This window comes from Streptomyces sp. NPDC059166 (assembly GCF_042755185.1).
Classification (GTDB): domain Bacteria; phylum Actinomycetota; class Actinomycetes; order Streptomycetales; family Streptomycetaceae; genus Streptomyces.
The window spans coordinates 96,866-122,720 of record NZ_JBHZCI010000004.1 but is presented as its reverse complement, the minus strand read 5'-3'; the positions used below and the strand labels follow the sequence as shown (position 1 = coordinate 122,720).

The 25,855-nt window shown below is 72.3% G+C and carries 29 protein-coding genes and 1 tRNA gene; 15 read left to right on the top strand and 15 right to left on the bottom strand.

Annotated elements, in window-relative coordinates; genetic code table 11:
* Positions 1–8 precede the first annotated feature (8 nt).
* Positions 9–1,745: a GAF domain-containing SpoIIE family protein phosphatase gene (locus ACFXOA_RS04600; protein ID WP_385022402.1), complete on the bottom strand. Its 1,737-nt coding sequence runs from the start codon at positions 1,743–1,745 to the stop codon at positions 9–11.
* Positions 1,746–1,830: 85 nt separating this feature from the next.
* Entirely contained in the window at positions 1,831–2,400 is a 570-nt protein-coding gene (locus ACFXOA_RS04595; RefSeq protein ID WP_385022399.1) for a GNAT family N-acetyltransferase, read from the bottom strand.
* A 98-nt stretch (positions 2,401–2,498) separates the two neighbouring features.
* Here ACFXOA_RS04595 and ACFXOA_RS04590 point away from each other — a divergent pair, with 98 nt between their 5' ends.
* Positions 2,499–2,900 (top strand): PPOX class F420-dependent oxidoreductase, encoded by a 402-nt coding sequence (locus ACFXOA_RS04590; protein WP_385022396.1) that lies wholly within the window; start codon positions 2,499–2,501, stop codon positions 2,898–2,900.
* 80 nt (positions 2,901–2,980) lie between these two features.
* On the opposite strand, the gene ACFXOA_RS04585 is transcribed toward ACFXOA_RS04590, so the two are convergent.
* The 6 genes from ACFXOA_RS04585 to ACFXOA_RS04560 form a co-directional block, all read right to left on the bottom strand.
* A complete protein-coding gene (locus tag ACFXOA_RS04585) occupies positions 2,981–3,772 on the bottom strand; it encodes an ABC transporter permease (protein WP_385022393.1) in 792 nt (263 codons plus the stop codon).
* A complete protein-coding gene (locus tag ACFXOA_RS04580) occupies positions 3,769–4,773 on the bottom strand; it encodes an ATP-binding cassette domain-containing protein (RefSeq protein ID WP_385022390.1) in 1,005 nt (334 codons plus the stop codon). The genes ACFXOA_RS04585 and ACFXOA_RS04580 overlap by 4 nt, the downstream gene beginning before the upstream one ends.
* Before the next feature lie 65 nt (positions 4,774–4,838).
* The gene (locus tag ACFXOA_RS04575; RefSeq protein ID WP_385022387.1) at positions 4,839–5,684 is read right to left on the bottom strand and encodes a DUF4097 domain-containing protein; all 846 of its coding nucleotides are present in this window, start codon (positions 5,682–5,684) and stop codon (positions 4,839–4,841) included.
* Positions 5,685–5,812: 128 nt separating this feature from the next.
* Complete coding sequence (locus ACFXOA_RS04570; protein ID WP_385022384.1) at positions 5,813–6,343, bottom strand: hypothetical protein; 531 nt, start codon at positions 6,341–6,343, stop codon at positions 5,813–5,815.
* Between the two features lie 278 nt (positions 6,344–6,621).
* On the bottom strand, positions 6,622–7,077 hold the full coding sequence (locus ACFXOA_RS04565; RefSeq protein ID WP_385022381.1) for a GNAT family N-acetyltransferase: 456 nt from the start codon (positions 7,075–7,077) through the stop codon (positions 6,622–6,624).
* Between the two features lie 80 nt (positions 7,078–7,157).
* Positions 7,158–8,153, bottom strand: a complete 996-nt coding sequence (locus ACFXOA_RS04560; RefSeq protein ID WP_385022378.1) for a WD40 repeat domain-containing protein — start codon at positions 8,151–8,153, stop codon at positions 7,158–7,160.
* A 58-nt stretch (positions 8,154–8,211) separates the two neighbouring features.
* Here ACFXOA_RS04560 and ACFXOA_RS04555 point away from each other — a divergent pair, with 58 nt between their 5' ends.
* The 4 genes from ACFXOA_RS04555 to ACFXOA_RS04540 are packed head-to-tail and all read left to right on the top strand — an operon-like array spanning position 8,212 to position 10,598.
* The gene (locus tag ACFXOA_RS04555; RefSeq protein ID WP_385022707.1) at positions 8,212–8,910 is read left to right on the top strand and encodes a GDSL-type esterase/lipase family protein; all 699 of its coding nucleotides are present in this window, start codon (positions 8,212–8,214) and stop codon (positions 8,908–8,910) included.
* 57 nt (positions 8,911–8,967) lie between these two features.
* Entirely contained in the window at positions 8,968–9,999 is a 1,032-nt protein-coding gene (locus ACFXOA_RS04550; RefSeq protein ID WP_385022375.1) for an endonuclease/exonuclease/phosphatase family protein, read from the top strand.
* Positions 10,000–10,037: 38 nt separating this feature from the next.
* On the top strand, positions 10,038–10,316 hold the full coding sequence (locus ACFXOA_RS04545; protein WP_385022372.1) for a type II toxin-antitoxin system Phd/YefM family antitoxin: 279 nt from the start codon (positions 10,038–10,040) through the stop codon (positions 10,314–10,316).
* Between the two features lie 3 nt (positions 10,317–10,319).
* Positions 10,320–10,598, top strand: coding sequence for a type II toxin-antitoxin system RelE/ParE family toxin (locus ACFXOA_RS04540; protein ID WP_385022369.1), 279 nt, complete (start codon positions 10,320–10,322; stop codon positions 10,596–10,598).
* A gap of 93 nt (positions 10,599–10,691) precedes the next feature.
* On the opposite strand, the gene ACFXOA_RS04535 is transcribed toward ACFXOA_RS04540, so the two are convergent.
* From ACFXOA_RS04535 to ACFXOA_RS04525, 3 genes are all read right to left on the bottom strand, one after another.
* The gene (locus tag ACFXOA_RS04535; RefSeq protein WP_385022704.1) at positions 10,692–11,312 is read right to left on the bottom strand and encodes a TetR/AcrR family transcriptional regulator; all 621 of its coding nucleotides are present in this window, start codon (positions 11,310–11,312) and stop codon (positions 10,692–10,694) included.
* 286 nt (positions 11,313–11,598) lie between these two features.
* A complete protein-coding gene (locus ACFXOA_RS04530; protein ID WP_385022366.1) occupies positions 11,599–12,495 on the bottom strand; it encodes a DUF4429 domain-containing protein in 897 nt (298 codons plus the stop codon).
* Between the two features lie 46 nt (positions 12,496–12,541).
* Positions 12,542–13,570: an aldo/keto reductase gene (locus ACFXOA_RS04525; RefSeq protein ID WP_385022363.1), complete on the bottom strand. Its 1,029-nt coding sequence runs from the start codon at positions 13,568–13,570 to the stop codon at positions 12,542–12,544.
* A gap of 111 nt (positions 13,571–13,681) precedes the next feature.
* Between ACFXOA_RS04525 and ACFXOA_RS04520 the strand changes: the two genes are divergently transcribed.
* From ACFXOA_RS04520 to ACFXOA_RS04500, 5 genes are all read left to right on the top strand, one after another.
* A complete protein-coding gene (locus ACFXOA_RS04520; RefSeq protein WP_385022360.1) occupies positions 13,682–14,314 on the top strand; it encodes a TetR/AcrR family transcriptional regulator in 633 nt (210 codons plus the stop codon).
* 421 nt (positions 14,315–14,735) lie between these two features.
* Positions 14,736–16,310 (top strand): purple acid phosphatase family protein, encoded by a 1,575-nt coding sequence (locus tag ACFXOA_RS04515; RefSeq protein ID WP_385022701.1) that lies wholly within the window; start codon positions 14,736–14,738, stop codon positions 16,308–16,310.
* Positions 16,311–16,468: 158 nt separating this feature from the next.
* Positions 16,469–16,747, top strand: coding sequence for a metal-sensitive transcriptional regulator (locus ACFXOA_RS04510; RefSeq protein ID WP_385022357.1), 279 nt, complete (start codon positions 16,469–16,471; stop codon positions 16,745–16,747).
* 156 nt (positions 16,748–16,903) lie between these two features.
* Positions 16,904–17,197: an ArsR/SmtB family transcription factor gene (locus tag ACFXOA_RS04505; protein WP_385022354.1), complete on the top strand. Its 294-nt coding sequence runs from the start codon at positions 16,904–16,906 to the stop codon at positions 17,195–17,197.
* Entirely contained in the window at positions 17,194–17,580 is a 387-nt protein-coding gene (locus ACFXOA_RS04500; protein ID WP_385022351.1) for a VOC family protein, read from the top strand. Before ACFXOA_RS04505 ends, ACFXOA_RS04500 begins: the two co-directional genes overlap by 4 nt.
* A gap of 16 nt (positions 17,581–17,596) precedes the next feature.
* Here ACFXOA_RS04500 and ACFXOA_RS04495 read toward each other — a convergent pair whose 3' ends face one another.
* Positions 17,597–18,103, bottom strand: a complete 507-nt coding sequence (locus ACFXOA_RS04495) for a hypothetical protein (protein ID WP_385022348.1) — start codon at positions 18,101–18,103, stop codon at positions 17,597–17,599.
* A 211-nt stretch (positions 18,104–18,314) separates the two neighbouring features.
* On the opposite strand from ACFXOA_RS04495, the gene ACFXOA_RS04490 reads away from it, so the two are divergent.
* Both ACFXOA_RS04490 and nadE read left to right on the top strand, forming a co-directional pair.
* Complete coding sequence (locus ACFXOA_RS04490; protein WP_385022345.1) at positions 18,315–18,890, top strand: hypothetical protein; 576 nt, start codon at positions 18,315–18,317, stop codon at positions 18,888–18,890.
* Between the two features lie 79 nt (positions 18,891–18,969).
* A complete protein-coding gene (gene nadE / locus ACFXOA_RS04485; RefSeq protein ID WP_385022342.1) occupies positions 18,970–19,800 on the top strand; it encodes an ammonia-dependent NAD(+) synthetase in 831 nt (276 codons plus the stop codon).
* Between the two features lie 22 nt (positions 19,801–19,822).
* Here the strand turns inward: nadE and ACFXOA_RS04480 are convergent.
* Positions 19,823–19,896: transfer RNA gene (locus ACFXOA_RS04480), tRNA-Trp, on the bottom strand.
* A gap of 58 nt (positions 19,897–19,954) precedes the next feature.
* On the opposite strand from ACFXOA_RS04480, the gene pip reads away from it, so the two are divergent.
* Complete coding sequence (gene pip / locus ACFXOA_RS04475; protein WP_385022340.1) at positions 19,955–20,935, top strand: prolyl aminopeptidase; 981 nt, start codon at positions 19,955–19,957, stop codon at positions 20,933–20,935.
* 58 nt (positions 20,936–20,993) lie between these two features.
* Here pip and ACFXOA_RS04470 read toward each other — a convergent pair whose 3' ends face one another.
* Both ACFXOA_RS04470 and ACFXOA_RS04465 read right to left on the bottom strand, forming a co-directional pair.
* A complete protein-coding gene (locus ACFXOA_RS04470; RefSeq protein WP_385022337.1) occupies positions 20,994–21,983 on the bottom strand; it encodes an aldo/keto reductase in 990 nt (329 codons plus the stop codon).
* A gap of 28 nt (positions 21,984–22,011) precedes the next feature.
* Complete coding sequence (locus ACFXOA_RS04465) at positions 22,012–22,710, bottom strand: GntR family transcriptional regulator (protein WP_385022335.1); 699 nt, start codon at positions 22,708–22,710, stop codon at positions 22,012–22,014.
* Positions 22,711–22,862: 152 nt separating this feature from the next.
* Between ACFXOA_RS04465 and ACFXOA_RS04460 the strand changes: the two genes are divergently transcribed.
* Both ACFXOA_RS04460 and ACFXOA_RS04455 read left to right on the top strand, forming a co-directional pair.
* Positions 22,863–24,236, top strand: coding sequence for a malonyl-CoA decarboxylase domain-containing protein (locus tag ACFXOA_RS04460; RefSeq protein WP_385022332.1), 1,374 nt, complete (start codon positions 22,863–22,865; stop codon positions 24,234–24,236).
* Between the two features lie 37 nt (positions 24,237–24,273).
* The gene (locus ACFXOA_RS04455; RefSeq protein ID WP_385022329.1) at positions 24,274–25,800 is read left to right on the top strand and encodes an AMP-binding protein; all 1,527 of its coding nucleotides are present in this window, start codon (positions 24,274–24,276) and stop codon (positions 25,798–25,800) included.
* The last annotated feature ends 55 nt before the right edge of the window (positions 25,801–25,855 follow it).

Genomic DNA, 25,855 nt, shown 5'->3' with positions numbered 1-25,855 from the left:
CTCGCGCCCTATCCGCCTCCCTCGGTGACCCGGACGACGAGCACCGCCACGTCGTCGCGCTGCGGGGATTCGGCCAGCCCGTGGGAGAGCGCCTCCAGCAGCTGGGGCAGTGGCTCGTCGCCGTGCGCGGCCAGGGTGGAGGCGGTCTTCCGGATGCTCACGTCGATGTCGTCGTCACGGCGTTCGACCAGCCCGTCGGTGTAGAGCAGGAGCACGCTCCCCCGGGGCAGGTCGTGGGTGTGCTCGTTCCGGCCGAGCGCACTGGGTGCCCCGAGCAGCAGGAGATCGTGTTCCCCCAGTGCCGTGACCCGGCCGTCCGGTGTCCGCAGGAGCGGCGGGGGGTGACCGGCGTTGGACCGGGTCAGCCGCCACCGGCCGCCGTCCGGGTCGAGCCGGGCGTGCACCGCGGTGGCGCCGGGGCCCAGGGGAAGAGCCTCGAAGGCGTTGTCGATCGCCGTCAGCGCGGCCGCCGGCGAGTGCGCGGGGTGGCCGAGCGTGGCCTGCCGCAGCATGCTGCGCACCTGGCCCATGACCGCCGCGGCATGGACGTCGTGGCCGATGACATCGCCGATGGACAGCATCAGCGAGGCGCGGGCGGCACCCCGGAGCTTCGGCAGCAGATAGGCGTCGTACCAGTCCCCGCCCACCATGTCCTGGTCGGTTGCAGGCAGGTAGAGGGCGCACATGTCGAGGCCGGACACGACCGGCAGGTCGGTGAGCATGGCCGCCTGCAGCCGCTCCGCGGTGCTCAGCCGGTTCTCCACGAACAGGGTGCGGTCCACCGCCTGGCTGACGTATCCGGCCACGGCGGTGAGGGCGGCCTCCTCCGTCACGGTCAGCACGCGGGGCCGGGGCCAGCACCACATGAGCACACCGCCACGCCCCGCCAGCGGTACGCAGAGGACGGAGTTCAGCCCGAGCGCGTCGTAACCGGCGACGGCCTCGGCGCTGAAGCCCTCCACGAGGGCGGAGCGGTCCGGGACGAAGACGGTGCGCTGCTCCCGCATGGCCAGGGTGCTGGGGAACCCGGCATCCAGGTCCAGGCGGTGGAGGGCGGATTCCACCGGCTTCAGGTCGTCGGGGTCGATCACACGCCACAGCCCCTGCGGGTCGGCGAGCATCAGTCCCACGAAGGTCGGGTCGTGCGGGCCCCGGAACAGCCCCCGCAGACGGCGGGTGAGGTCGGTCAGGTCCCGGGAGTGGCCCAGCTCGACGGAGGCGCGCAGCAGCAGTTCGGCGTGGTCGCGGTCCTGCCGGAGCCGCTCGGTCGCGATCCGCATGCGCAGCTCCCCCGAGCAGGCGGCGGTGAGGTCGGCGAGGTCCTGCAGCTCGCCCTCGGTCCACCTCCGGGGCACGTGGTCGATGGCGCAGAGCGAGCCGAGGACGTGCCCGTCGGCGTCGGTGATCGGCATACCGGCGTAGGCGATGACCCGGAGGTCGGGGATGGCGAGGCTGGCGCAGGTGCGCGGGTGCGCCCGGGTGTCGTCGAGGATCAGCGGCCTGCCGTCCTCGACGACGTGCTGGCAGAAGGAGTGGCTCAGGGGGGTCTGCCGCCGGCCGGCCCAGGGCTCGGAGAGCCCGACCATCCCGGGGAAGACCTGCCGGTCGGTCTCCAGCAGCGAGACCAGCGAGACCGGGACGTGGAGGACGCGGGAGACCAGCCGGGCGAAGCGGTCCATGCCGGGATCGGGCGCGGCTGTCAGCCCTGCGAGCCGCAGGGCCTCCCACCTCGCCAGTTCGCCCACCCGAGGCCTCCGTCGCTCGTCCGGCAGGAGTCGCGGCGCCCGTACACCGCGTCAACGCCATCCCGCACGAAAAGATTAAGACATTTCAGCCGATATAGGGATCAGAAGTGTTTTCCGCGGCGTCTTCGCCGACCGGGCCCACGGCTCCGGGTGCGCCTCGTACCCACCGCACCTCCCCGTCCACCACCCGGTCCGACGGACGGAGCCCCGCCGCCGCGGCCACGGCGGCGGAAGCGGCGTGCCCCGGGTGGATGTGGGCGACCACGGCGCGCAGCGACCGCTGCGCCAGCAGGTGCCCGACCAGGGCCGTCGCCGCCTCCTTGGCGTACCCGCGGCCCTGCCACCGGGTGCCGACCACCCAGGCCACCTCGGCCCGGTCGCCGCGCACGGTCGCCTGCACATAACCGGCCAGGCACCCGTCGGCCCGGACCCGGAGCACCCAGTTCCACCAGAGCTCGGCGGGGTCGGGCGATCCGGCGGTCTGCCGCTCGTAGCGGACGCGCAGGGCCACGGCGTCCTCGGGTTCGCCTCCCGTCCATCGGTGCAGGGCGGGGTCGAAGAGGACCTCGGCCATCTCCCGCGCGTGATCGGCGTCGAGCGGCAGCGCGTCCAGGCGCGCGGTGGCGAAGGGCTGGGGAGCCCCGGTGACCTGCATGGCCGGAGCGTACGCCGGTCCCGTCCGGCCTGGTGGCGGAACGCTTCGACCATCGCCCGAAGTGCCCGGATCGCCCTTTTCTGCGGCACCATGGATGTATGGAGACGATCCATGAGCTGGAGCCCTTCGTGAAGCAGTACACCGTGCTGCTCAGCAGCCGCAGGCCGGACGGATCGGCCGCCCGTACGCCGGTCAGCATCGCGGTCGAGGGGGACCACGCCTACATCCGTACGTTCTCCTCGGCCTGGAAGGTCGACCGGATGCGCAACCACCCGGTGGTGGAGATCGCTCCGTGCACCATCCGGGGCGCGCCCACGGGTCCGCCCGTGAAGGCCTGGGCGCGGCTCCTGCCGGAGGGGTCGAAGGAGAACACCCACGCGGCCAGGACCATGTCCCGGAAGTACCCGGCGCTCCACGGCGTGGCCGTCCCGCTCGCCCACCGTCTGAAGCGCGACCACACGCTCCACTACGAACTGCGGCCGGTCCTCGACGAGATCTGAGGAGTCGGTGCGGCGATGAAGCCGACAGCCCCTCGGCGCCCGGTGACGGGTGCCGAGGGGCTCGCCCCTTGCCGGGCGCGCTACTTCGGTTCGCGCCCGTAGGCAGCGGTCGCCCACCGGTAGCCGAGCACGATCAGGGCGAGGGACCAGGCCACCGCGAGCCAGCCGTTGTGACCGATCTCCGTCCCCAGCAGCAGCCCCCGCAGGGTCTCGATGACCGGGGTGAACGGCTGGTACTCGGCCACCGGCTGGAACCAGCCCGGCATCGCCTCGATCGGTGTGAACGCGCTGGAGATCAGGGGCAGCAGGATCAGCGGGAGCGCGTTGTTGCTCGCCGCCTCGACGTTCGGGCTGACCATCCCCATACCGACCGCCACCCAGGTCAGCGCCAGCGCGAACAGCGCCACCAGCCCGAATGCCGCCAGCCACTCCAGCACCGTGGCGTCCACCGACCGGAACCCGATCAGCACACCCACCGCGCCGACCAGGACCACACTGGCCACCGACTGCATCACGCTGCCGGCCACATGGCCGATCAGGACCGAACCGCGGTGGATCGCCATCGTCCGGAACCGGGCGATGATCCCCTCCGACATGTCCATCGACACCGACACCGCGGCCCCGACCACCGTGCTCCCGATCGTCATCAGCAGGATCCCGGGGACGACGTAGGCGACGTAGTCCGTGCGATCCGCGCCACCGCCGCCGATCCCGGCGCTCATCACGTCTCCGAAGACGTAGACGAACAGCAGCAGCAGCATCACCGGCGTCAGCAGCAGGTTCAGCGTCAGCGACGGGTACCGGCGGGCGTGCAGCAGGTTCCGGCGCAGCATCGTGGACGAGTCGCGCACGGCAAGGGAGAGGGCACTCATCGGACGGTCTCCTTCGACCGGTCGTTCCGGACGGGGACGGTGGCGCCGGTCAGCGCGAAGAACACGTCGTCGAGATCGGGGGTGTGCACGGTCAGCTCGTCCGCCTCGACGCCGGCCTCGTCGAGGCGGTCCAGGACCTCGCGCAGCGCGCGCTGGCTGCCGTCGCTCGGGATCTGGAGGGTCAGCGCCTCGTCGTCCGCCACCACATCGCCCAGCGCCGCGGCCGCGGCCCGGTAGCACTCCGGACCGGTGAAGCGGAGCCGGACGTGGCCTCCCGGGACCAGCCGCTTCAGGTCGGCCGCGGTGCCCTCGGCGACGATCCGGCCGCCGTCGAGCACCGCGATCCGGTCGGCGAGTTCGTCGGCCTCGTCCAGGTACTGCGTCGTCAGGAAGACGGTGACCCCGTCGTCGACCAGCTCGCGGATGACCGACCACATGCCGTGCCGCGACCGCGGGTCGAGGCCGGTCGTGGGCTCGTCCAGGAAGATGATCCGCGGACCGCCCACCAGTGTCATCGCGATGTCCAGGCGGCGCCTCATCCCGCCGGAGTAGCTCGCGGCAGGCTTCCCGGCCGCGTCCACGAGGTCGAACCGCTCCAGCAGCCCGGCGGCGATCCGCCGGCCCTCGGCCTTCGGCAGCCGGTGCAGGTCCGCCATCAGCAGCATGTTCTCCTCCCCCGTGATCAGCCCGTCCACGGCGGAGAACTGGCCCGTCACGCCGATCACCCCGCGCACCCCCTGCGCGTCGGCGGTCAGGTCGTGGCCTCCCACCTGCGCCTGGCCTCCGTCGGCGGTGACCAGCGTCGTGAGGATGTTCACGGCGGTGGTCTTGCCGGCGCCGTTCGGGCCGAGGAGGGCGAACACCGATCCGCTCGGAATGCGCAGATCGATGCCGTCCAGGACCAGCTTGTCGCCGTACGACTTGCGCAGACCGACGGCCGAGATGGCCGCCGGCGAAGGACCACCGGCAAATTTAGACGTGTGCATGACAGGAATGTCCATGGGTCTCCCCGTTCGAGGATGGGCGTTCACGGAAGGTGCGGACGGACCGCCGGAGGGGGCCGGTCTCAGGCCTTGGCGCGGCGGATGTCGATGTTGCCGAACTTGGTGCGCGCCCTGACCTCGACGGTCTCCTCGGAGTCCGCGGGCGCGTCGGAGGCGGTGAGCAGGTTGTGCACCTGGCCGGCGCCCGAACCGGCGTCGAGCCAGGCGGCCGTGCCCTCGCGGACACCGATGTCGATGGCGCCGTAGGAGGTCTCCAGCTGGACGGATCCGCGGGCGACGTCACCCACCCGCAGCGCACCGTGGGCGGTCGTGGCCGCGACGGACCCCTCAGCGTGCTCGACGATGATGTCGCCGTTGGCGCCCCTCACCCGAAGGTCGCCCAGGGCGTGGCCGACCGTGGTGGTGCCGTGCGAGTTCTTCAGGACGGCCGGGCCGCCGAGGGTGCCCAGCCGCATGCTCCCGGAGCTGGTGGTGATCTCGGCGGCGCCGTCGACACGGTCCACCGTGATGCTGCCGTGGGAGGCGAGCACGTGCGCCGGACCGGTGGCGTCGAGACGGACGTCGCCGGAGGACGTCTTGACGCGTACCTCGCCGAACTGCCCGTCGCCGTACACCTGGACCCACGAACCGCTCGCCTCCAGCCGGGAGCCGGCGGGGAGTTCGACGGTCACGTCGACGGCACCGGTCCGCCCGAGGAAGTAGCGGGGCTTCGGGGTGCGGACGGTCAGCACGCCGCTCGCGTAGCGCACCTCGGTCTGCTCGGCGGTCCGCACGTCCTGGTCCTTCGCCGGGTCGCGAGGGCGCACGTCGACCTGCGCCTCGGGGCGGTCGACGGCGACGAAGCGGACGGATCCCGCGTCCACGTGCGCGGTGACCGAGATCGTCCCGGTGGTCTCGAAAGAAGGCATGGCTGTCCCGTCCTCTTGGGTCTTCGCGGCGTCCCTCTGGCGGGACGTGAGGTGGATGAAGGGGTGCGGAGTGGTGAGGTCGATGCGGTAGGGCCCGGTACGGATGAACGGTGAGGCTCGGGTGGCGGTCAGCGCACCCAGCCGGTGAAGCTCTGCCCGACGGTGTGGGAGGTCCGGGGCTTCTCGGCCGCACGCGGCCCGCCACCGCCGTCGACCGCGGCCGAGACGGCGCGCACCAGCCAGGCGTTGACCGACAGGCCCTCCCGGCTCGCGGCCTCCTCGGCGCGGACCTTGAGGTGGGCCGGCAGCCGGAGGTTGACCCGGGCTGTACCCCCTTCCTCGGCGTCGGCGGGCACGGGGGACGGAGCCTTGAGCGGCTCCGCCGGCCGGATCCCGCCCTCGTAGACCTCGCCGCCCTCCGGCCTCGTCACGACGAAGTCGGGGTCGAGCCCCCTCAGCCGTACGTCGACCGAGCCGGGGGCGAGCTCGCGGGTGATCTCGTCCATCGCGGCGGAGAGCACGTTGAGCATCGTCAGACGGGTGGCCGACTCCAGCGGCGCGGTGAGCCGCTCGGCCAGTTCCCGGGCCTGGTCGCCACCCGCTTCGGCGGCTACCGCGAGCTCGCGGCGGAGGTTGTCGACATAGGGAGTGAGGTCCATGACGTCATCATGGCACCACTATGGCACCAAGCGCAACCCCTTCATGGCGCCGTGTGGCGCCAGATCGATACACATGGCCTCTGAGCTGCACTTATCCCGCACCACGCTCGTACCGCAGATGCATTCCGGGCCACCCCGGCACCGGCACGCATGGCGCCGGGGTGGCGCCATCCTGTGCCATCGAGGTGCCACCGGGGGCGGGACGGCATCATCCGGCACCACGCCGCAGCGGCAGCAAAGGGCCGGTGCGGCGCCGGCATCGGGCTCGTGCCCGGCCGTCAGCCGCCGGCCGGGCGCTCCAGGAGGTAGAAAACCTCGGGGTCGCCCTCGTCCAGGCCGTGCACGAGACCGGCGGGGCTCCATCCGGCGCGGCGCAGCAGCCGCTGCATCGGCTGGTTGGAGAGATTGGTCGAGGTGAAGAGCTTCGGGGTCGTGCACGACCCCGCCGCGGCTTCCAGCAGCAGCCTGCCGACGCCCCGGCCCCGGGCGTCCGGCGCCACCGTCACCATCGGGACGAAGCCCTGGCCGAAGAAGGTGTACTCGACGACGCAGTAACCGAGCGGCCCGGACGCGTCCTCGGCGATCAGGGCCGAGCCCCGCGCGCACCACCCCCGGATGTGCTCGCCGCGCTCGCCGTCACCCCCGGACGCCACCGGATCCAGGGCGACCAGCGCCTCCGCGTCGGCCCCGCATGCCGCCCGTACGGCGAACCCGCCCGTCCCCCGGTCACCCATACCGGCATGCTGCCAGGCCGCGGGAGGAATCGCGGGGGATCCCGGAAGACGGGCCGCCGGGGTACGCCCCGGGACGGCGCTCAGCCGCGACGGCGCCTGCCCACGAGCACCGCCAGCACGATCACCACGACGGCCAGCGCGCCCCCGGTGACCGTGCCCTTCTGCGAGCCTCCGTCACCCTTCGCGTCCGCGCCCGGCGACGTCCCGCCGCCCCCGCCGTTCGGGGACGGAGACCTGCCGCCTCCGCGGCCCTCCACCTCGACCCGTACCACCTCGCTCCGCTTCCCCTCGGAGCCGAACATCATCGCGGAGCCGTCGGCCGTGTACGTCACCGACTCGGACTGCCCCTGGAGCGGCACGCCCACCGCGTGGTCCTCGCCCAGCCTGCCGTTCTCGAAGGCGTAGGCGCGTGCGCTGAAGTACGACCGGAAGACCACCTCCTCGCCGTCCGGCGAGAACGCCCCGTCGGTCACCCACGGCACCTCGCCCACCCGGCGGAAGACGTTGTCGCGCCCGGCGGTCAGCTTCTCCGGGCCCTCGTACAGCCCGCCGCCGTCCTCGTTCTTCGAGGCGATGTAGACCCGCCCGGTCTTCGGATGGACCATCAGCGCCTCGGCGTTACGGGCCCCGTCCGCGTAGGTGACGTCGAACTGGGTGGCCCGGACGGTGGCGTCCGCGAGGCGCTTCGGTTCGGGGAAGCGATAGATCCACACGTGGTCCCAGGAGCCGTCGAGGTTGTCGCCGATGTCCCCGACGTAGAGGTTCCCGTCCGGTCCGAGTGAGATGGCCTCGACGTCCCGGGGCTCGCCCACGCCCTTCATGGTGATCGTCGCGACCGTCTTCCCGGTCCGGGAGTCGACGGCGTAGACGTACGGCCCGTCCTCGCTGTCGTTGTGCGTCCAGTAGACGCCCGGGTGGATCCGGCTCGCCGCGAGCCCGCTCGACTCGGTGATCCTGGGGTCCTCGATCGTGAAGCTCCGGTCGGCGCCGTCCCCGTCGTCCGCGGAAGCGGGAGCCGTCCCCGCCGTTCCCGTCAGCAGGAGCAGGGCGGCGGCGGCGGTCAGCAGCGATCTCATCCCACAAGTGTCCACTGTCACGTCGCAGGCCGGAGCGGTGATCGGCCATGATGTCGCCATGCGTTTTCTCTTCGTCGGCGACTCCATGACCATCGGTAGCGCCGGCGACTTCACCTGGCGCTACCGCATGTGGCAGCACCTGGAAGCGACCCTCGGCGCCGGTGGTTACACGATCACCGGCCCCCGCACCGGGCTGTACGACGCCGAGGCCGGCGCCCCGCTCTCCCACGACTACGGCGATCCCGGCTTCCCGGCCGCGGCACGCCGGCATCTGGCGGGCTGGGGCGAGGGCTGGCTCCACATGGCGCCCGTGATCGCCGACGAGGTGGAGGCCGCCCGCGCGGACGTCCTGCTCGTCTCGCTCGGCCTGATAGATCTCGGCTTCTACACGAACAGCGAGCAGACGGCCGCGAACGTACGGCAGTTCATCGCCGGGGCGCGGACCGCGAACCCGCACGTCAAGTTCGTGCTGCTGCCCGTCATACCGAACGTCCGGGCCGAGTCGGACGCCCCGTTCGCCGCCGAGTGCGACCGTTTCAACACGCTCCTGGCGAAGGCCGTGGCCGACCTGGACACCCCCGCCTCACCGGTCCTGCTGGCCTCGCGCCCCACGGACTACGACATCCGCACGGACACCTACGACGGCACCCACCCCGGCCCGTCCGGAGAGCACAGACTCGCCGGCGCCTTCGCCGACGCCATGCACCAGGCGTGGGGCGTCGGCGGCCCGTACGCGGGCGCCCTGACCGCGGCCTGACGCAGCCGGGCCCGCGGGCACCGGAACCGGCCCTGCGGGAATCCGCGTCCCCCTCACATGCGGGACGACGCGAAGAGGCCGGAGGCGGAGCACGAGCCGGTGACCGGGGAGCACGACGCCCGGCCGGGAACCCGACGCCGGAGGCCCGGCCGGCTGACCGCCTGCCTCTGCCTGCTGGCCACGCTCCTCCTGGTGCTGCCCGGCCTGGTACCCGACTCCCCCGGCCACCTGGGCAGTCTGCTGGAGACCTTCCTGCCCTGGCTCGGCCTCGCCGTGCCCGCCGCCCTGGTCGCGGCACTCCTGCGCCGCTCGCGCCTGGCCGCCGCGGCGGCCCTGCTGCCCGCGGCCGTCTGGGCGGCCCTCTTCGGTGCGGCGCTGTTCGCCGGGGACGGGGCGGAGGAAGGCGGGCTCCTGGTGGTCCAGCACAACGTCAGCGACGTGAACCCCGACCCCGCCGCCACGGCACGCGCGCTGGCCCGTACGGGAGCGGACCTCATCGCGCTGGAGGAGCTGACAGCCCCCGCCCTTCCGGCCTACGAGGCCGCGCTCTCCGCCGGCCTCCCCCATCACGCGACGGTGGGCACCGTCGGACTCTGGTCGAAGCACCCGCTCGTCGGCGTACGACCGGTGGACATCCGGCCGGAGGACGTCGGGGAGGGGTGGAACCGGGGACTCCGCGCGACGGCCCGCACGCCGGAAGGGGAGGTCGCCGTGTACGTCGCCCATCTCCCGTCCGTCCGGATCGGACCGGCCGGATTCGCCTCCGGACTCCGGGACGAGAGCGCCGTGCTCCTGGCGAGGGCTCTGAGCTCCGAGCCCCTGGACCGGGTGATCCTCGTGGGCGACCTCAACAGCACGCTCGACGACCGCGGTCTGGCCCCGGTCACCTCTCTGATGACCGGACCGGCCTCGTCCTTCGCCTTCAGCTGGCCGGCGGCCTTCCCGCTCGCCAGGATCGACCAGGTCCTCGCCCGGTCCGCCCAGGTCACCGACATACGGACCCTGCCCGCCACAACCAGCGACCACCTGCCGGTGGCGGCCCGGGTGCGGCTCCGGGGGAGAGGAGGAGGCGCTCATGTACATCTGTGACATATCGCGATGTCGCGTACATCCGATACACTTCACACATGAGCGAACCGGTCGTGGAGTCGATGGCAGAGGTACGGCGGCACCTCGCCGACGTCATAGACCGTGCCCGCCGGGACGACACGCCGACGATCATCACTCGTCGCGGACGAAGCGAGGCGGTGCTCGTCGACATCGACGAGTACCGACGCCTGCGCGCCGCAGCCGATCAGCTCGAGGACGACTGGCTCAACCGCCTGGCGGACGAAGCCGAGTCCGAGGGCACCGACGGCTCGGTGTCACTCGAGGAGATGGCCGCCGTTCTTCGCGCGGCACCGTGACCCATGGGGTACGTCACGCGATTCACCCCGCACGCGCAGCGCGACCTGCTCAAGATCCCCCGACACGACGCGCTGCGCATCCTCATGCGTCTCACCGATCTGCAAAGGGCGCTGGACGTCGGGGACATCGGCGCATTCGACGTCAAGGCACTCCAAGGACACCCCGGGCGCTGGAGGTTGCGCGTGGGTGACTACCGGGCCGTCTACTCGCTCGAGGGCGGCCGATTGATCCTTTGGGTCCTGGCCGCAGGACACCGACGCGACGTCTATCCACGCATGTGAACACCGAGCCCGCCCGGGATCCCGCCGGCTTCCACCTGCCGGTGGCGGCCCGGGTGCGGCTCCGGGGGGCCGGAACGGTCCGGTGACCGGCCCTCAGGTCTGGGCCGGTCCGGCGCCCAGCATCTCGAGGCCGAGCCGGGTCAGTTCCTCCGAGACCTCGCCCGGCTTGGCCCTGCGAGGGCGGCGCGCGTGGTGGGCCATGAGCTCGTGGACCGTACCCACCATCACCATCACCACCACCCGGTGGTCGCGCTCCTCCGCCTCACCGCGCACGGCCGCGCGCTCGGCCTCCCCGGTCAGGAAGTCGGCCCACAGGTCCCGCCACCGCTTGCAGTGCGCGTCCACCGCCGGGCTCACACCGAGCACCTCGACGAAGGTCACCCGGGCCTCACGCAGGTCCCGGGTCACCGCCCACACGTAGGCGTCGAAGAGCCGCCGGAAACGCTGCGCCATCGGGCAGTCGTCCATCCCCTCGGAGAGCAGCGCCGCCTCCGCCGCGCGCAGTCCGCTGGTGGTGATCCGGTTGTGGAGCTCCATCAGCACCCCCTCCCGGGAGCCGAACTCCTCCCGGAACACATCCGGGGACACTCCTGCCATGTCGCACAGGGCATGCTCCGAGGTCTGCGCGTAGCCGTAGACGCCGAACAGCTCCAGGCCCGCGTCGAGGAGCTGCGTCCGGGCCCGCGCACGCGCACCGTCGACCACTCCGGTCATCGGATCCACCTGGACATCCACCACGGGTCCTCCTCGGTCATTCCATGTCCGGTGCGCACGACCGCTGTCGCGCGGGGCGTGAGGGACCGGAGAGGCTCGGGCGCCTCGGGATGGCGCGTGCGCCATTGTCCCGGCACACCCCGCCCCGCGCCCCCCACCGCGCCGACCGGGCGTCACAGTCCGTCAGGACCGGTGAGCGCTCGCACGGACGTACGTCACCCCGTTCGAGCCCCCGCCCCGCGCCCGCCCCCTGCCGGTCACGCCCGGCACGACGGCTGCGGCCCCGTCAGAGACGCCTCAGCACCGCGGCCTTGGCGGTGGCGAACTCCTCGTCGGTCAGGACTCCGGCCGCGTGGAGCTCACCCAGCTCCCGGAGGCGGCGCAGCAGCACGTCGTGGTCGTCGGGGGCCGGTCGCTCCGGGACCGGGGCGGGCGCCGGCTCGATCGCGGGTACGGGCTCCGCCTGCCCGGCGGGCACGGCGGGGGCCCCTGCCGCCGGCATCCGCACGAGTACGGCGGCTGCGACCAGGACCGCCGTGTACTCCCGCTTGGAGAGCCCCCACAGGTCCAGCGAGTACGGGTCGTACTTGGCGGGCGCGGCAGACACGACGCCTCCGCGGTCGAAGCGCAGCGAGCCGTTCTCCAGCCCGATGCAGGGGATCCAGCGGACCCCCGTCACCTCCGGCAGCGGGATGGTGACGGCTCCCGCCGACTCCTTCGACTCCTCCGCCTTCCAGTTCCAGGTGAGGCGGACCGTCTTCCCGTCGAAGGACGCCGTACCGTCCCCGCCGCCGCCGGACACCGGCACGGCCGGACCCGGCAGCAGGAAGCGGTCCACGGGGCCGGCCGGCACCTGCTCGATCACCAGGGCGGCGCGTATCTCGTCGACGAGGTATTCGGCGACGCCCGTACGCCCCTTGTCGACCACGAGCTGGTACGGATCGGCGGCGTCCTTCAGCCGCCCGTCCGCGGCGCGCAGCACCGGGCACGCGCCGGCCCTCAGCCGCAGGCGGAGCCGCCCGCCCCTGCGGTCCGGTTCGAAGGCGACACCGGCCACGGCACGCAGCGGGACGGCGATCTCCCCCAGGCCCTGGCGTACCGGGTGCGCCTTGCCGCCGGGGACGATCCGCACGGTGTCGCCGTCGAAGCTCCACGTCCCGTCGCGCGTGATGATGTCTGCCATACGGCGATGATGCCAGGGCCGGGTCCCGCGCCGGAGGGGCGCGGGTTCAGGCGGCCGAGCGCTCCTCGGCCGGACGTCGCCGGAGCCGTGCGTGCTCGACGGCGGGCGGGGCATAGGCCATGTCGAGCGCCCCGACGTCCGTACCGGGAGCCACCACTTCGTCGATCCGGTCCAGGACGGCGTCCTCCAGGACCGTCTCCGCCCCGGCGAGCAGGTCGTCGAGGTGCTCCATGGTGCGCGGGCCGATGATCGCCGACGTCACCCCCGGGTGGGCGATCGCGAAGGCGGTGGCCATGTGGGTCAGCGGCATCCCGGCCTCCTCCGCGACGAGGACGAGCCGCTCGACGGCGTCGAGCCTTCGCTCGTCACTCATGTGCTTGAAGCCGAACGCCGCCCGGTGGGTGTCGGCCGTGCGCCCCTTGCGGTAGCGGCCGGTGAGGAGGCCGCCGGCGAGCGGGCTCCAGACCAGGGCGCCCATTCCGTAGCGCTCGCAGACCGGCAGCACCTCGCGCTCGATGCCCCGGTTGAGGATCGAGTAGGGCGGCTGCTCGGAGCGGAAGCGCTCCAGGCCCCGCCGCTCCGAGACCCACTGGGCCTCGACGATGCCGGAGGCGGGGAACGTGGACGAACCGATCGCCCGGACCTTCCCCGCCCGGACGAGGTCGGTGAGCGCGGACAGCGTCTCCTCGACGTCGGTGTCGGGGTCGGGCCGGTGCATCTGGAACAGGTCGACGTGGTCGGTGCCCAGGCGGCGCAGCGAGTCCTCCAGGGCGCGCACGATCCAACGCCGTGAGTTGCCACGCATGTTGGGGTCGTCGCCCATCGGGAGGTGGGCCTTGGTGGCCAGCACGACACGGTCCCTGCGCCCCTTGAGCGCCTTGCCCACGATCTCCTCGGACTCACCGTGGGAGTAGGCGTCGGCGGTGTCCACGAAGTTGATGCCCGCGTCCAGCGCCCTGTGGATGATCCGGACGGAGTCGTCGTGGTCGGGGTTGCCCACGGCGCCGAACATCATGGCGCCGAGACAGTACGGGCTGACCTTGATACCGGTCCTGCCGAGCGTGCGGTACCTCATGAAGCTCCTCCTGGCCATGGCTCAGTCCTGCCGCGAGCACTAAGCTGCTAAACGGAACAACGTTCAGCAACGACGATACGGAACACTGTTCCGTTTAGCAAGGGACTCATCGTGCGCGAGGACACCTCCCGGGCCGCCGAGGACGGCACCGCCGTCACGGAGCAGCCGGCCAAGCGCGTGCGCGCCGACGTGCGCCGCAACACCGACGCCCTGCTCACCGCGGCCGCGGAGGTGTTCCGCACCTCGGGAGTGGACGCGCCGGTACGCCGGATCACCGCGAAGGCGGGTGTCGGCGCGGGAACCCTCTACCGGCACTTCCCGCAGCGCTCCGACCTCATCGCCGCGGTCTTCCGTCACGAGGTCGACGCCTGCGCCGACGCCGCGCCGGCCCTCACCGAGCAGCACACGCCGGCCGACGCGCTCGGCGCGTGGCTCCAGCGTTTCGCGCTCTTCCTCGCCACCAAGCGCGGGCTCAGCGCGGCCCTCCACTCCGGGGATCCGTCGTACGACAGCCTGCCGTGCTACTTCGAGCAGCGCCTGGTGCCCGTGCTCACAGGTCTCGTCGACACCGCCGTACAGGCCGGGGAGATCCGCTCCGACATCGGCGCCGAGGACCTGCTGACCGCCACACGCAATCTGACGCTGTCCGCCGACGAGGACGAGGGCGGACACACCCGGCGCATGATCGGCCTGCTCGTCGACGGGCTCCGCCACGGGGCGCAGCGACCACGAACCGGAGGGTGACCGCACATGCCTGACGGCGGTTCACACGGAGGCGAGGAGGACTGCCGCGAGTGCGGCCACCCCCGCCACCGCCACGCCGAGGCCAGGGGCGGCTGCGACTGGCAGTCGAAGAAGGGCTGCGACTGCCCGGTGTTCCGGCCGCCGAGGGTGACGGGCCCGGAGGACGGACCCTGTTCCCTGTGCCGGCACGCGCGCCACCTCCACCTCGGCTCCCCTTGCCGGGAACGGGCGTGCCGGTGCGGCCACCAGGACGACTTCACGCCGCCCTGGTCCTGGTGAACACGCCCGCACCCCGCACAGCACACCCACAGGATTTAGTTTCATGGGGCATCTTTTAGGGTCCCGTGGCCGGTGGTTCACCGCGCCGACGCCCGCCCGACGCGCGACCCGACCAACTTGTGCCCACATGGACATCCCCCGCATGGGCGTTCCCCGCGAACTCGCCGACCGCCCTCTCCACGAACAGCACGAGTACCTCCGCCGCACGTTCTCCCGCCGCCGGATGCTGCGCGGCACCGCGGCGGCCGCGGGCGCCGCGGGGGCCGGGCTGGCGTTCCCGGGCAACGCCTCCGCCGCCGCACCGAAGCAGACCTCGGCCGACCGGGTCTCCGCCGATCGTGTCGACGGCGCCCTCGTCGCACCGTTCGGCCGCCACCTCACGTACGGCAACGACCCCCGGACCGAGATGACGGTCTCGTGGCAGGTGCCGGTACCGGTCGAGAAGCCGTACGTCCGGATCGGCCTCCACCCGTGGGACCTCTCCGGCAAGGCCGGCGCGGAGGTCCGCACCCTCCACACCCCGGCCGCCGTCGGCGTCGGCGCCGACCACGACCAGTACTACCTGCACGCCCGCATCGGCAGGCTGCGCCCGGGCACCACGTACTACTACGGCGTCGGCCACGCGGGCTTCGACCCGGCCGCCCCGAAGCTCGCCGGGACCATCGGCACCTTCACCACCGCCCCGGCGTCCGACCAGCCGTTCACGTTCACCGCCTTCGGCGACCAGGGCGTCAGCTACCACGCCCTCGCCAACGACGCACTGATCCTCGGTCAGAACCCGGCCTTCCACCTGCACGCGGGCGACATCGCGTACGGCGACCCGGCCGGGCAGGGCAGGACCACGGACACCGGTTTCGACGCCCGCGTCTGGGACCAGTTCCTCGCCCAGACCGAGTCCGTCGCCAAGCAGGTGCCGTGGATGCCGGCGTACGGCAACCACGACATGGAGGCCTGGTACGCGCCGCACGGCTACGGCGGCGAGGAGGCCCGCTTCACCCTGCCCGACAACGGCCCGGACCCGGAGAACCTGCCGGGCGTCTACTCCTTCGTCCACGGCAACACCGCGGTGATCTCCCTCGACGCCAACGACGTGTCGTACGAGATCCCCGCCAACCTCGGCCTCTCCGGGGGCGGTCAGACGGCCTGGCTGGAGAGGCAGCTGAAGGGCTTCCGGGCCCGGCGGGACATCACCTTCGTCGTGGTCTTCTTCCACCACTGCGCCTACTGCACCGCCACCGCCCACGCCTCCGAGGGCGGCGTGCGCGAGAAGTGGGTGCCGCTCTTCGAGAAGTACACCGTGGACCTGGTCATCAACGGCCACAACCACGTCTACGAACGCACCGACGTCCTCAAGGGCGGCACGGTCGCGAAGGAGCTGCCGATCGGCGGCACGGCGTACCCGGAGACGGACGGCGTCGTGTACGCCACGGCGGGCGCGGCGGGCAAGAGCCTGTACTCCTTCACCGCCCCGGACTCCTACGAGAACCACGAGACCGCCACGCCCGACGGGGTCGCGTCGTTCGTGGTGCGCGACGGCGGGGTGAAGGAGAAGGAGACCGTCTCCTGGTCACGGGTGCGGTACCTCGACTACTCGTTCCTGCGCGTCGACGTGAAGCCGGCCCGCCCCGGCGGTACGGCCAGGCTGGAGGTCACCGGTATCGCCGAGACCGGCGACGAGGTCGACCGCTTCACCGTCGCCCGCCGGGTCCGCCGCTGACATCGCTCACCGCTGACGGCCGACTGCCGCTCACCTCCTCGCCGCTCCGCTCTCCGTCCCGCACCGTGGCGGAGAGCGAGCGGCTGCCACGGCCCGGCGGCGCCCGGCTAACGTGCCCCCAGCGGTGCGAAGGACGCCGGACACGGGAGGACCGACAGATGCAGCTCGACATGGCGGCCGAGGAACTCGGCTCCGTCCTCAACCGGCTGCGCCGGGCCCAGGGACAGATCGCCGGGGTGATCAGGATGATCGAGGAGGGCAGGGACTGCGAGGACGTGGTCACCCAGCTCGCCGCCGCGTCCCGGGCCCTCGACCGGGCGGGGTTCTCCATCATCGCCACGGGACTGGAGCAGTGCCTGTCCGACGAGACCGGCACACCCGCCGACCGGGACCGGATGCGCGCCCGCCTGGAGAAGCTGTTCCTCTCCCTGGCCTGACGGCTGCCCCGTCCCGGCGTTGCGGAAGGTCAGCCGCGCCCCGGCACGCGGCCGGGCAGGAGTGCCCGCGTCCCCGAGGGCGTTCGCGAGGAGGCGTACGGGACCTCCGGCCCTGACGCCCGACAGGCAAGTCGATGCTTGCCTATACTGGCCCTCATGACGGAGGATGTCTTCAAGGCCCTGGCCGACCCCACCCGTCGGCGCATCCTCGACGAACTGGCCCAGCGCGACGGGCAGACCCTGTTCGAGATATGCGCGCGGCTGGTGAGCAGGCACGGCCTGACCCTCTCCCGGCAGGCGGTCAGCCAGCACCTGGCGGTTCTCGAGTCGGCCGGCCTGGTCCGTGCGCGACGCGAGGGCCGGTACAAGTTCCACGACATCCGCACCGGGCCCCTCGAGCACATCGCGAGCCGGTGGCTCAGGCCCGACGAGCCGAAGGACGCCCCATGAGGATCAGCCGTACCAGCGTCTTCGTCGACGACCAGGAGAAGGCCCTCCGCTTCTACACGGAGGTTCTCGGCTTCGTGACGAAGCACGACGTGCCCCTGGGCGATGACCGCTGGCTGACCGTCGTCTCGCCGGAGGCCCCCGACGGGACGGAGCTGCTCCTGGAGCCCTCCCGCCATCCGGTGGTGCGGGCCTACCGGGACGGGCTGGCGAAGGACGGCATCCCGCTGGCCGCCTTCTCGGTGGACGACGTGCGGGCCGAGTTCGAGCGGCTGCGGGGGCTCGGCGTGCGCTTCACCCAGGAACCGCTGGAGATGGGCCCGGTCACCACCGCCGTCCTCGACGACACCTGCGGCAACCTGATCCAGATCCTGCACGGGGCGTGAACACGCGCGCGAGCCGTCACCGTCGCGGGAACGGCTCCCCGCACGCGCTGCAGAACGCGGGCGCACGGTCGGCCGACAGCCGGCCGCACTCCGGGCACACCAGGTCGAGCATGCAGGGCGCCTCACCGCCCTCGTCCGCGGGAGCACGTACGGCCGCTGCCGGCGCGGAACCGATCGCGAGTCCTGGCCGGCGCCGGTGCACCGTGAGGTAGGTCAGCCCGTGCGGCCCCGCCTCCAGCGCGCGCCGCGAGGTGCGCGGCAGCCAGACGACGGTCGTCGCGGCAAGGTCCAGGGTTCCCCCCGAGCTGGTACGCATGCTGCCGCCACCGGCGAGGACGACGAGGAGTACGTCCAGCAGGTCCTCCTGGTGCTCCCCGACCCGGCCGCCCGGGGGCAGACGGACGACGTTGGCGTCCAGTTCCCGTCCCTGTTCGGCCAGACGCCACAGGGCGCCCCGTTCACCCGGTGCGGCGGAGGCCAGCAGCTCGTCCAGCACGGCCAGTACCTGCGGGGTGGCGTCCATGCCGTGCCTCCTCGTCGGATCGTTCACCACTCGGTCTGCGCACCCAGCTTTTCACGGGCGCCCGGGGCACGCGGCGGCCGGAGGGTGCGCCCGACGGTGAATCAGCAGGTGGGAGGCGGACCAGCCGGACGGCGAACCTCCGCAAGTGGAGGGATGCGCGGAGCTCCGGAAAACCGCCGGATGCTCCCGGCGGCCGCTGTAGCGTCGCCCCATGATCCAGCCGACGACATCCCCGGTGCCCGACGCCGAGTGCGCCGCGCTCACCCGGACCCTCCGCCGCCGGGGCACCGTCGTACTGTCGGTGTTCGCCCTCGTGTGGGCCTTCGCCGGAGCCTCGGGGCTCGCGTCGGGCGGTGCCGCCCTGGCGGTCGAGGCCGCCGCCGCGGTCGTCTCCGTCACGGCGATCGTCCTCGCCCACCGCAAGGGCGCCGCGCCCACGCCCCGCATGGTCGACCTCCCCCACGGCTGGGCGCGTTCCGTCGGCATCGTGAACGCCGTGGAGCTGGTGGCGGTCTTCGCGGTCATCGCCGCCTCGAACGCCTCCGGCCGTCCCGGCTTCATCCCGCCGGCCATCGCCCTCGTGGTGGGCCTGCACTTCATCCCCCTGGCGCGCCTCTACGACCAGTGGCAGTACAGGTGGACGGCCGCCCTGCTGTGCGCCGTCGCCGCCGCCGGTCTCGTGCTGATCGCGGCCGGAGTGACCGACGAGGGCGTACGCACCGTGGTGGGCCTGGCCTCGGCGGTCACGCTGTGGGCGTCCGCCTTTCACCTGGCGGTCAAGGGCTGACGGCGCACCGGAGGGGCCCGGCCGGCCGCTGGGTAGGCTGGGCGCGACAGCCCCACCCCGAACGGACCGAGGAGCAGACGTGAGCGAGCCGGCGTCCATCGCCCTGCAGCAGGAGATCGCACGCGAGCTGGAGGTCTCGGAGACCTTCGACGCCGCCGTGGAGATCGAGCGCCGGGTCGCCTTCCTCGCCGAGCGGCTGACCTCCGCGGGCCTGCGTTCCCTGGTGCTCGGCATCAGCGGCGGAGTCGACTCCACCACCACCGGACGGCTCTGCCAGCTCGCCGTCGAGCGGGCCCGCGACGCGGGCCACGAGGCACGCTTCTACGCGATGCGACTGCCCTACGGCGTCCAGGCCGACGAGCACGACGCCCAGCTCGCCCTGTCGTTCATCAAGGCCGACGAGGTCCTGACCGTGGACGTGAAGCCGGCGAGCGACGCCACCCTCGCGGCCCTGCTCACCTCCGACGTGAGCTTCCGCGACCCCCACCACCAGGACTTCGTGCTCGGCAACATCAAGGCGCGCCAGCGCATGATCGCCCAGTACGCGGTGGCCGGGGCCCACAACGGCCTGGTGGTCGGAACGGACCACGCTGCCGAGGCGGTGTCCGGGTTCTTCACCAAGTTCGGTGACGGTGCCGCCGACGTGGTGCCGCTGACCGGGCTCACCAAGCGCCGGGTGCGCGGTGTCGCCGAGGCGCTGGGCGCACCCGCCGAGCTGGTCTGGAAGGTGCCGACGGCCGACCTGGAGACCCTCGACCCGGGCAAGGCGGACGAGCAGGCCCTCGGTGTCACCTACGACACCATCGACGACTTCCTGGAGGGCAAGCCGGTCGACGAGCGCGCCTTCGAGACGATCGTCAACCGCTACCGCCTCACCGGCCACAAGCGCGCCCTGCCGATCGCCCCGTAGTCGCACCGGCCCCGGGAACGGGCGGAGCCGGCCGGAGTCGAACCGGCGCCCTCACGGTTCTGGAGACCGCGCGCGACGACCTCTGCGCTACGGCCCGCCCGCCCGGCAGGCTACCGTGACCCGGCGGGCCGTCAGCAGAGGAGGCAGGGACCTCATGAGCGGTGGGCCGGGCGAACCGTACGCCCCGATCGAGCCGTACGACCACGGCATGCTCGACGTCGGCGACGGCGACCTCGTGTACTGGGAGGTCTGCGGCAATCCCGAGGGGAAGCCTGCCCTGGTCGTCCACGGCGGTCCGGGTTCGGGCTGCGGCACCCGGCCCCGGCAGAACTTCGACCCCGCCCTCTACCGCGTCGTCCTCTTCGACCAGCGCAACTGCGGCCGCTCCACCCCGCACGCGAGCGACCCGGACGCCGGCCTGCGGCACAACACGACGCCGCACCTGATCGCCGACATGGAGCGCCTGCGCGAACACCTCAGGATCGACAAGTGGCTTCTGTACGGGGGTTCCTGGGGCTCGACCCTGATCCTGGCGTACGCCGAGCAGCACCCGGACCGGGTCTCGGAGATCGTGATCCCGGCGGTGACGACGACCCGGCGCAGCGAGATCGACTGGCTGTACCGGGGTGCCGGGCAGATCTTCCCCGAGGCCTGGGACCTGTTCCGGGCCGGTGTCCCGGAGGCTGTGGCGCCGGACGGCATGAGCCTGGTCTCCGCGTACGCGCGGCGGACGGAGAGCCCGGACCCGGAGGTGCGGGCGAGGGCCACGGCCGACTGGTGCGCGTGGGAGGACGCGGTGCTGTCCATGGAGGCGCACACCGGTCCGCCGCCGTACGGGGGAAGGCCGGACCGGGCGCGGTTGGCGTTCGTCCGGATCTGCGCGCACTACTTCTCGCACGCCGCCTGGCTGGAGGAGGGGCAGCTGATCCGGGACGCGGACCGGCTGACGGGTATCCCCGGCGTCCTGGTGCACGGGCGTTTCGACCTCGGCGGTCCGCTCACCACGGCGTGGGAGCTGGCGAAGGCCTGGCCGGACGCCGAGCTGACGGTGATCGACGCCGCGGGGCACCTGGGAAGCGCGGAGACGGCGCGGGTGGTGATCGGGGCGCTGGACCGGTTCGCCCGGTCCGGCTGAGACCCGCCGGTGCCGGGGAAGCCAGGCGGCCTCTCCACGGCACCGGCGATTCAGCGGATCACCAGGCGAAGGCCTCCGGGGACGGACCGGGGCCGGGGAAGATCTCGTCCAGGCCTTCCAGGACCTCGGCCGGCAGCTCCAGTTCGAGGGCGCGCAGCGCGGACTCCAGCTGCCCTGCCGTACGGGGGCCGACGATCGGGCCGGTCACGCCGGGGCGGGTGAGCAGCCAGGCGAGTGCGGCCTCGCCCGGTTCCAGGCCGTGCTTGTCGAGCAGGTCCTCGTACCTCTGGATCTGCGCCCGTGCCGCCGGGTCGGCGAGGGTGTCGGCGGCCCGGCCGGAGGCCCGGCGCCCGCCCTCCGCCTGCTTCTTGAGCACCCCGCCGAGCAGTCCGCCGTGCAGCGGCGACCAGGGGATCACTCCGAGGCCGTACTCCTGTGCCGCCGGGATGACCTCCATCTCGGCGCGCCGCTCCATCAGGTTGTAGAGGCACTGCTCGCTGACGAGGCCGATGGTGCCGCCGCGCCGGGCGGCGGTCTCGTTGGCCTGGGCGATCTTGTAGCCGGGGAAGTTGCTGGACCCGGCGTAGAGGATCTTGCCCTGCTGCACCAGTACGTCGATGGCCTGCCAGATCTCCTCGAAGGGAGTGCTGCGGTCGACGTGGTGGAACTGGTAGATGTCGATGTAGTCGGTCTGCAGGCGCTTGAGGCTGGCGTCGACCGCGCGCCGGATGTTCAGCGCGGAGAGCTTGTCGTGGTTGGGCCAGGCCTCACCGTCGGCGCCCATGTTCCCGTACATCTTGGTCGCGAGGACCGTCCTGTCGCGGCGGTCGCCCTTCGAGAACCAGTTCCCGATGATCGACTCGGTGCGGCCCTTGTCCTCGCCCCACCCGTAGACGTTCGCCGTGTCGAAGTAGTTCAGACCCGCGTCGAGCGCGGCGTCCATGATGGCGTGGCTGTCGGCCTCGTCGGTCTGCGGTCCGAAGTTCATCGTCCCGAGGACGAGTCGGCTGACCTTGAGTCCGGTGCGTCCGAGCTGCGTGTACTTCATGGGCCCAAGCCAACGCCTTCGAGTCCGCTCAAGGCAAGGTCCGGTCCGGCGCGCCCTCGGTGTCCCCGGGCTCCGTCACCTGCCGCCAGGTGCGTACCAGCTGCCCGAACTCGCGCACCTGGACGAGCACATGGGAGCGGGCGGCGTCCTGTGCCGCCTCGCCGTCCCCCTTGGCGACGGCCTCGGCTATCGCGTGGTGCTCGGCCAGGGACCGCCGTATGCGGTCGGGGACGCGCAGCTGGAGCCGCCGGTAGGGCTGAAGGGTCCGCTTCAGCGCGTGGACCTGGTCCCTCAGGTAGGTGTTGCCGCAGGAGTCGTAGACGACGGCGTGGAAGCGGGCGTTGGCGTAGTAGTAGCCGTCGGCGTCCCCGGCCGCCGCGTACTCCTCGCACTCCTGGAGGGCCCGGTTGAGCTCGTCGAGCGCGGCCCGCTCGATGTGGCGGGCGGACAGGCGGGCGGCCATCCCCTCGAGTTCGGCCATCACCTCGAAGCGCTCGGCCAGTTCGCCGACGCTCAGCTCGGTCACATAGGTGCCCTGCTTGGGCCTGATGCGCACCAGCCCGGAGCGTTCGAGCGCCTGGAGTGCCTCCCGGACCGGGGTGCGCGAGCAGCCGAACTCCCGCTCCAGCTGTGCGGGGTCGAGGCGTTCGCCGGGACGGTAACGGCCGTCGACGACCGCGTTCTCCAGCGCGTCCCGCACGCGCCGCGCCTCGGGGACCTTGGCCATGTACACACCTCCGGGTGCCGATTGCTTCGCTGATTCTGCACTCCACAGGGGGTGGCGCACCTCACCGCTGTGCTCTACCGTGCGACGAGTTCACTGTTATATACATCACGGCCTCTGATGGATATCTGGCCCCGACGCGAGGGAGCGCGGAGATGGACCGCCAGGACGGCTGGCTGCTGACCGATCTGTTCCGGGCGCTCGGGGAGCGGTGCGGTGAATCCCCCGCGACGGAGACCGGCGACGGGACGCCCTCGCGGGCCTCCGCGCTCGAACAACTGCTGGCCGCCTGCGACGTGCTGATGAGCGACGTCGGGGAGGCCTCGCTGCGTGCGGTGGCCACGCGCGCCCTCGCGGCCTACGCCGAACTCGACGCGGACGACAGGTGCGCCTTCTTCACCCACGTCACCCGGACCTACGACGCCGACGCGGACCGGGTGCGGGAGGCCTTCCACCGCTGGGAGGCGGCCCGGGACGCCGGGGGCAGCGGCGGGGAGGAACTGGTGCGGCTCTTCGACGCCGTCGAGCCCGCGCGGCAGCAGCTCCTGCGCCGCATGAACCACGCCCCCGACGCCACGCCCGCCCTGGTCGGCATGCGCGCCGACCTGCGGGGTCTGCTGCGGGACCACCCCGGACTCCGCCCGCTCGACCATGACTTCCACCACCTGCTCACCTCCTGGTTCAACCGCGGGTTCCTGCGTATGGCCGAGGTCACCTGGAACTCGCCGGGCGATCTCCACGACCACCTGATCCGGGGCGAACGCGTCCACCCCATGACCGGCCTCGACGAGCTGCGGCGAAGGCTGAAGCCCGAGGACCGGCGGGTCTACGCGTTCTTCCACCCGGCCACCGGTGACGTACCGCTGATCTTCGTCGAGGTGGCGCTCGTACGCGGCCTGCCGGACAGGATCGCCCCGCTCCTCGACCCCGGCCCCGCCCTGGACCCCGCGGAGGCGGACACGGCGGCGCTCTACTCGATCAACAACGCGCTCGACGGCCTGGCCGGCGTCTCCTTCGGCAGCTTCCTCATCAAGCAGGTGATCGAGCAGGTCGGGGAGCAGCTGCCTCATCTGACGCGGTTCGCCACCCTGTCCCCCATCCCCGGGTTCCGCCGGTGGCTGGAGGAGCAGGCGGGGCAGGACGCCGGACTCGGTGATCTGGCCGGTGAACTCGCGGCCCTGACGGGGGCCGACGGCCTACCGGTGGCGGACGCCGACCGCATCCGCCCCCGGCTCTTCGCGGCTCTGGCCCGGTACATCGCGCTGGAGCGGCGCGACGACGGCCGTCCGCTCGACCCGGTCGCCCGCTTCCACCTGGGCAACGGCTCCGCCGCCTGGCAGCTGAACTGGCCCGCCAACTCCTCGGCGGAGGCCTGGCGGCAGTCGTACGGCGCAATGATCAACTACCGCTACGAGCCCGACCAGCTGGAGCGCCGGCACGAGGACTTCGTCCGCCGTCGCACCGTCGCACTCGGCGGCCCCCTGCGGGACGCCCTCGCCGCCACCGTCGCGGCACACGAGGCCCCGTAGGACCGGGTCTCGGCAGAACAGAGAGGAAACACCCCCGATGGCACCCTTCCCGACCATCCACCTGTCCTTCGCCGAACAGGCGGCGCGCCGGCCGGACAAGCCGCTCTTCGAGCTGCCCGGCGGGCGGTCCGTCACCTACCGCGAGACCGCGCGGACGGTGCGGCGGATCGCCGCCCGTCTCGTCGCGGACGGGGTGCGGCCCGGCGACCGGGTCGCGATGCAGGTGGAGAAGTCCCCCGAGGCCATCGCCCTGTACCTGGCGACGCTCCAGGTCGGGGGTGTCTTCCTGCCGCTCAACACCGCGTACACCGGTGCCGAGATGGAGTACTTCGTCCAGGACGCCGGGCCCCGGGTGCTGGTCGTCGCACCGGAGCGGCTCGCGGACCACGCGCACCGCGCGGACGCACGGCTGACCGTCGAGACGCTCGGCACCTCCGGTGACGGCAGCCTCCTCGACGGCGAGGGCGAGCACGCGCAGGTGCACGCGGCCGAGGCCGGCGACCCGGCGGCGATCCTCTACACCTCCGGCACCACGGGGCGCTCCAAGGGCGCGGTCCTGTCCCACGGCAACCTGGCGTCGAACTGCGCGGCGCTCGTGGAGTCCTGGCGGTTCACCGAGGACGACCGGCTGATCCACGCGCTGCCGGTGTTCCACGTCCACGGGCTCTTCGTCGCCGCGAACATGGTGCTGACCACCGGCGCCTCGATGCACTACCTCACGAAGTTCGACGCCGGCACGGTCCTCGGCCTGATGCCCCGTTCCACGGTGCTCATGGGGGTGCCCACCTTCTACACCAGGCTGCTCGCCGCGGAGGAACTGACACCGGCGAGCTGTGCGTCGATGCGGCTCTTCGTCTCCGGTTCCGCGCCGCTGCTCGCCTCCGACCACGAGGCGTTCGAGGCACGGACCGGCCACGCCATCCTGGAGCGGTACGGGATGACGGAGACCGGCATGAACACCACCAACCCGTACGAGGGCGGCCCGCGCAAGCCGGGCACCGTGGGCAAGGCGCTGCCCGGCACCCGGGTCCGCGTCGTGGACGCCGGCACCGGCAAGCCGCTGCCCGACGGTGAGGTCGGCAGCATCGAGGTGCACGGCCCCAACGTCTTCACCGGGTACTGGCAGATGCCGGAGAAGACCGCCTCCGAGTTCCGGGAGGACGGCTTCTTCATCACCGGCGACCTCGGCCGGATCGACGAGGACGGCTATCTCCGCATCGTCGGCCGGGGCAAGGACCTGGTGATCTCCGGTGGACTCAACGTCTACCCGAAGGAGGTCGAGGAGGCCCTCGACGCCCACCCCGAGGTGCTGGAGTCCGCCGTGATCGGCGTCCCGCACCCGGACTTCGGTGAGACGGTCGTCGCCGTCGTCGTCCCGGCGGTGGCGGGCGGACGGCCCGAGGAGTCCGAGCTGCTGGCCTTCGTCGCCCCGGCCCTCGCCCGGTTCAAGCACCCGCGCGCCGTGCGCGTGGTGGAGTCACTGCCGCGCAACGTCATGGGCAAGGTGCAGAAGGCCGAACTGCGCAAGCGGTACGACGGCCTCTTCACCGGCCCGGACGCCTGACTCCCGCACCTTCCACCGCTCTTCCTTCTACCGCTGTTCCCTTGTCCTGCCTGTC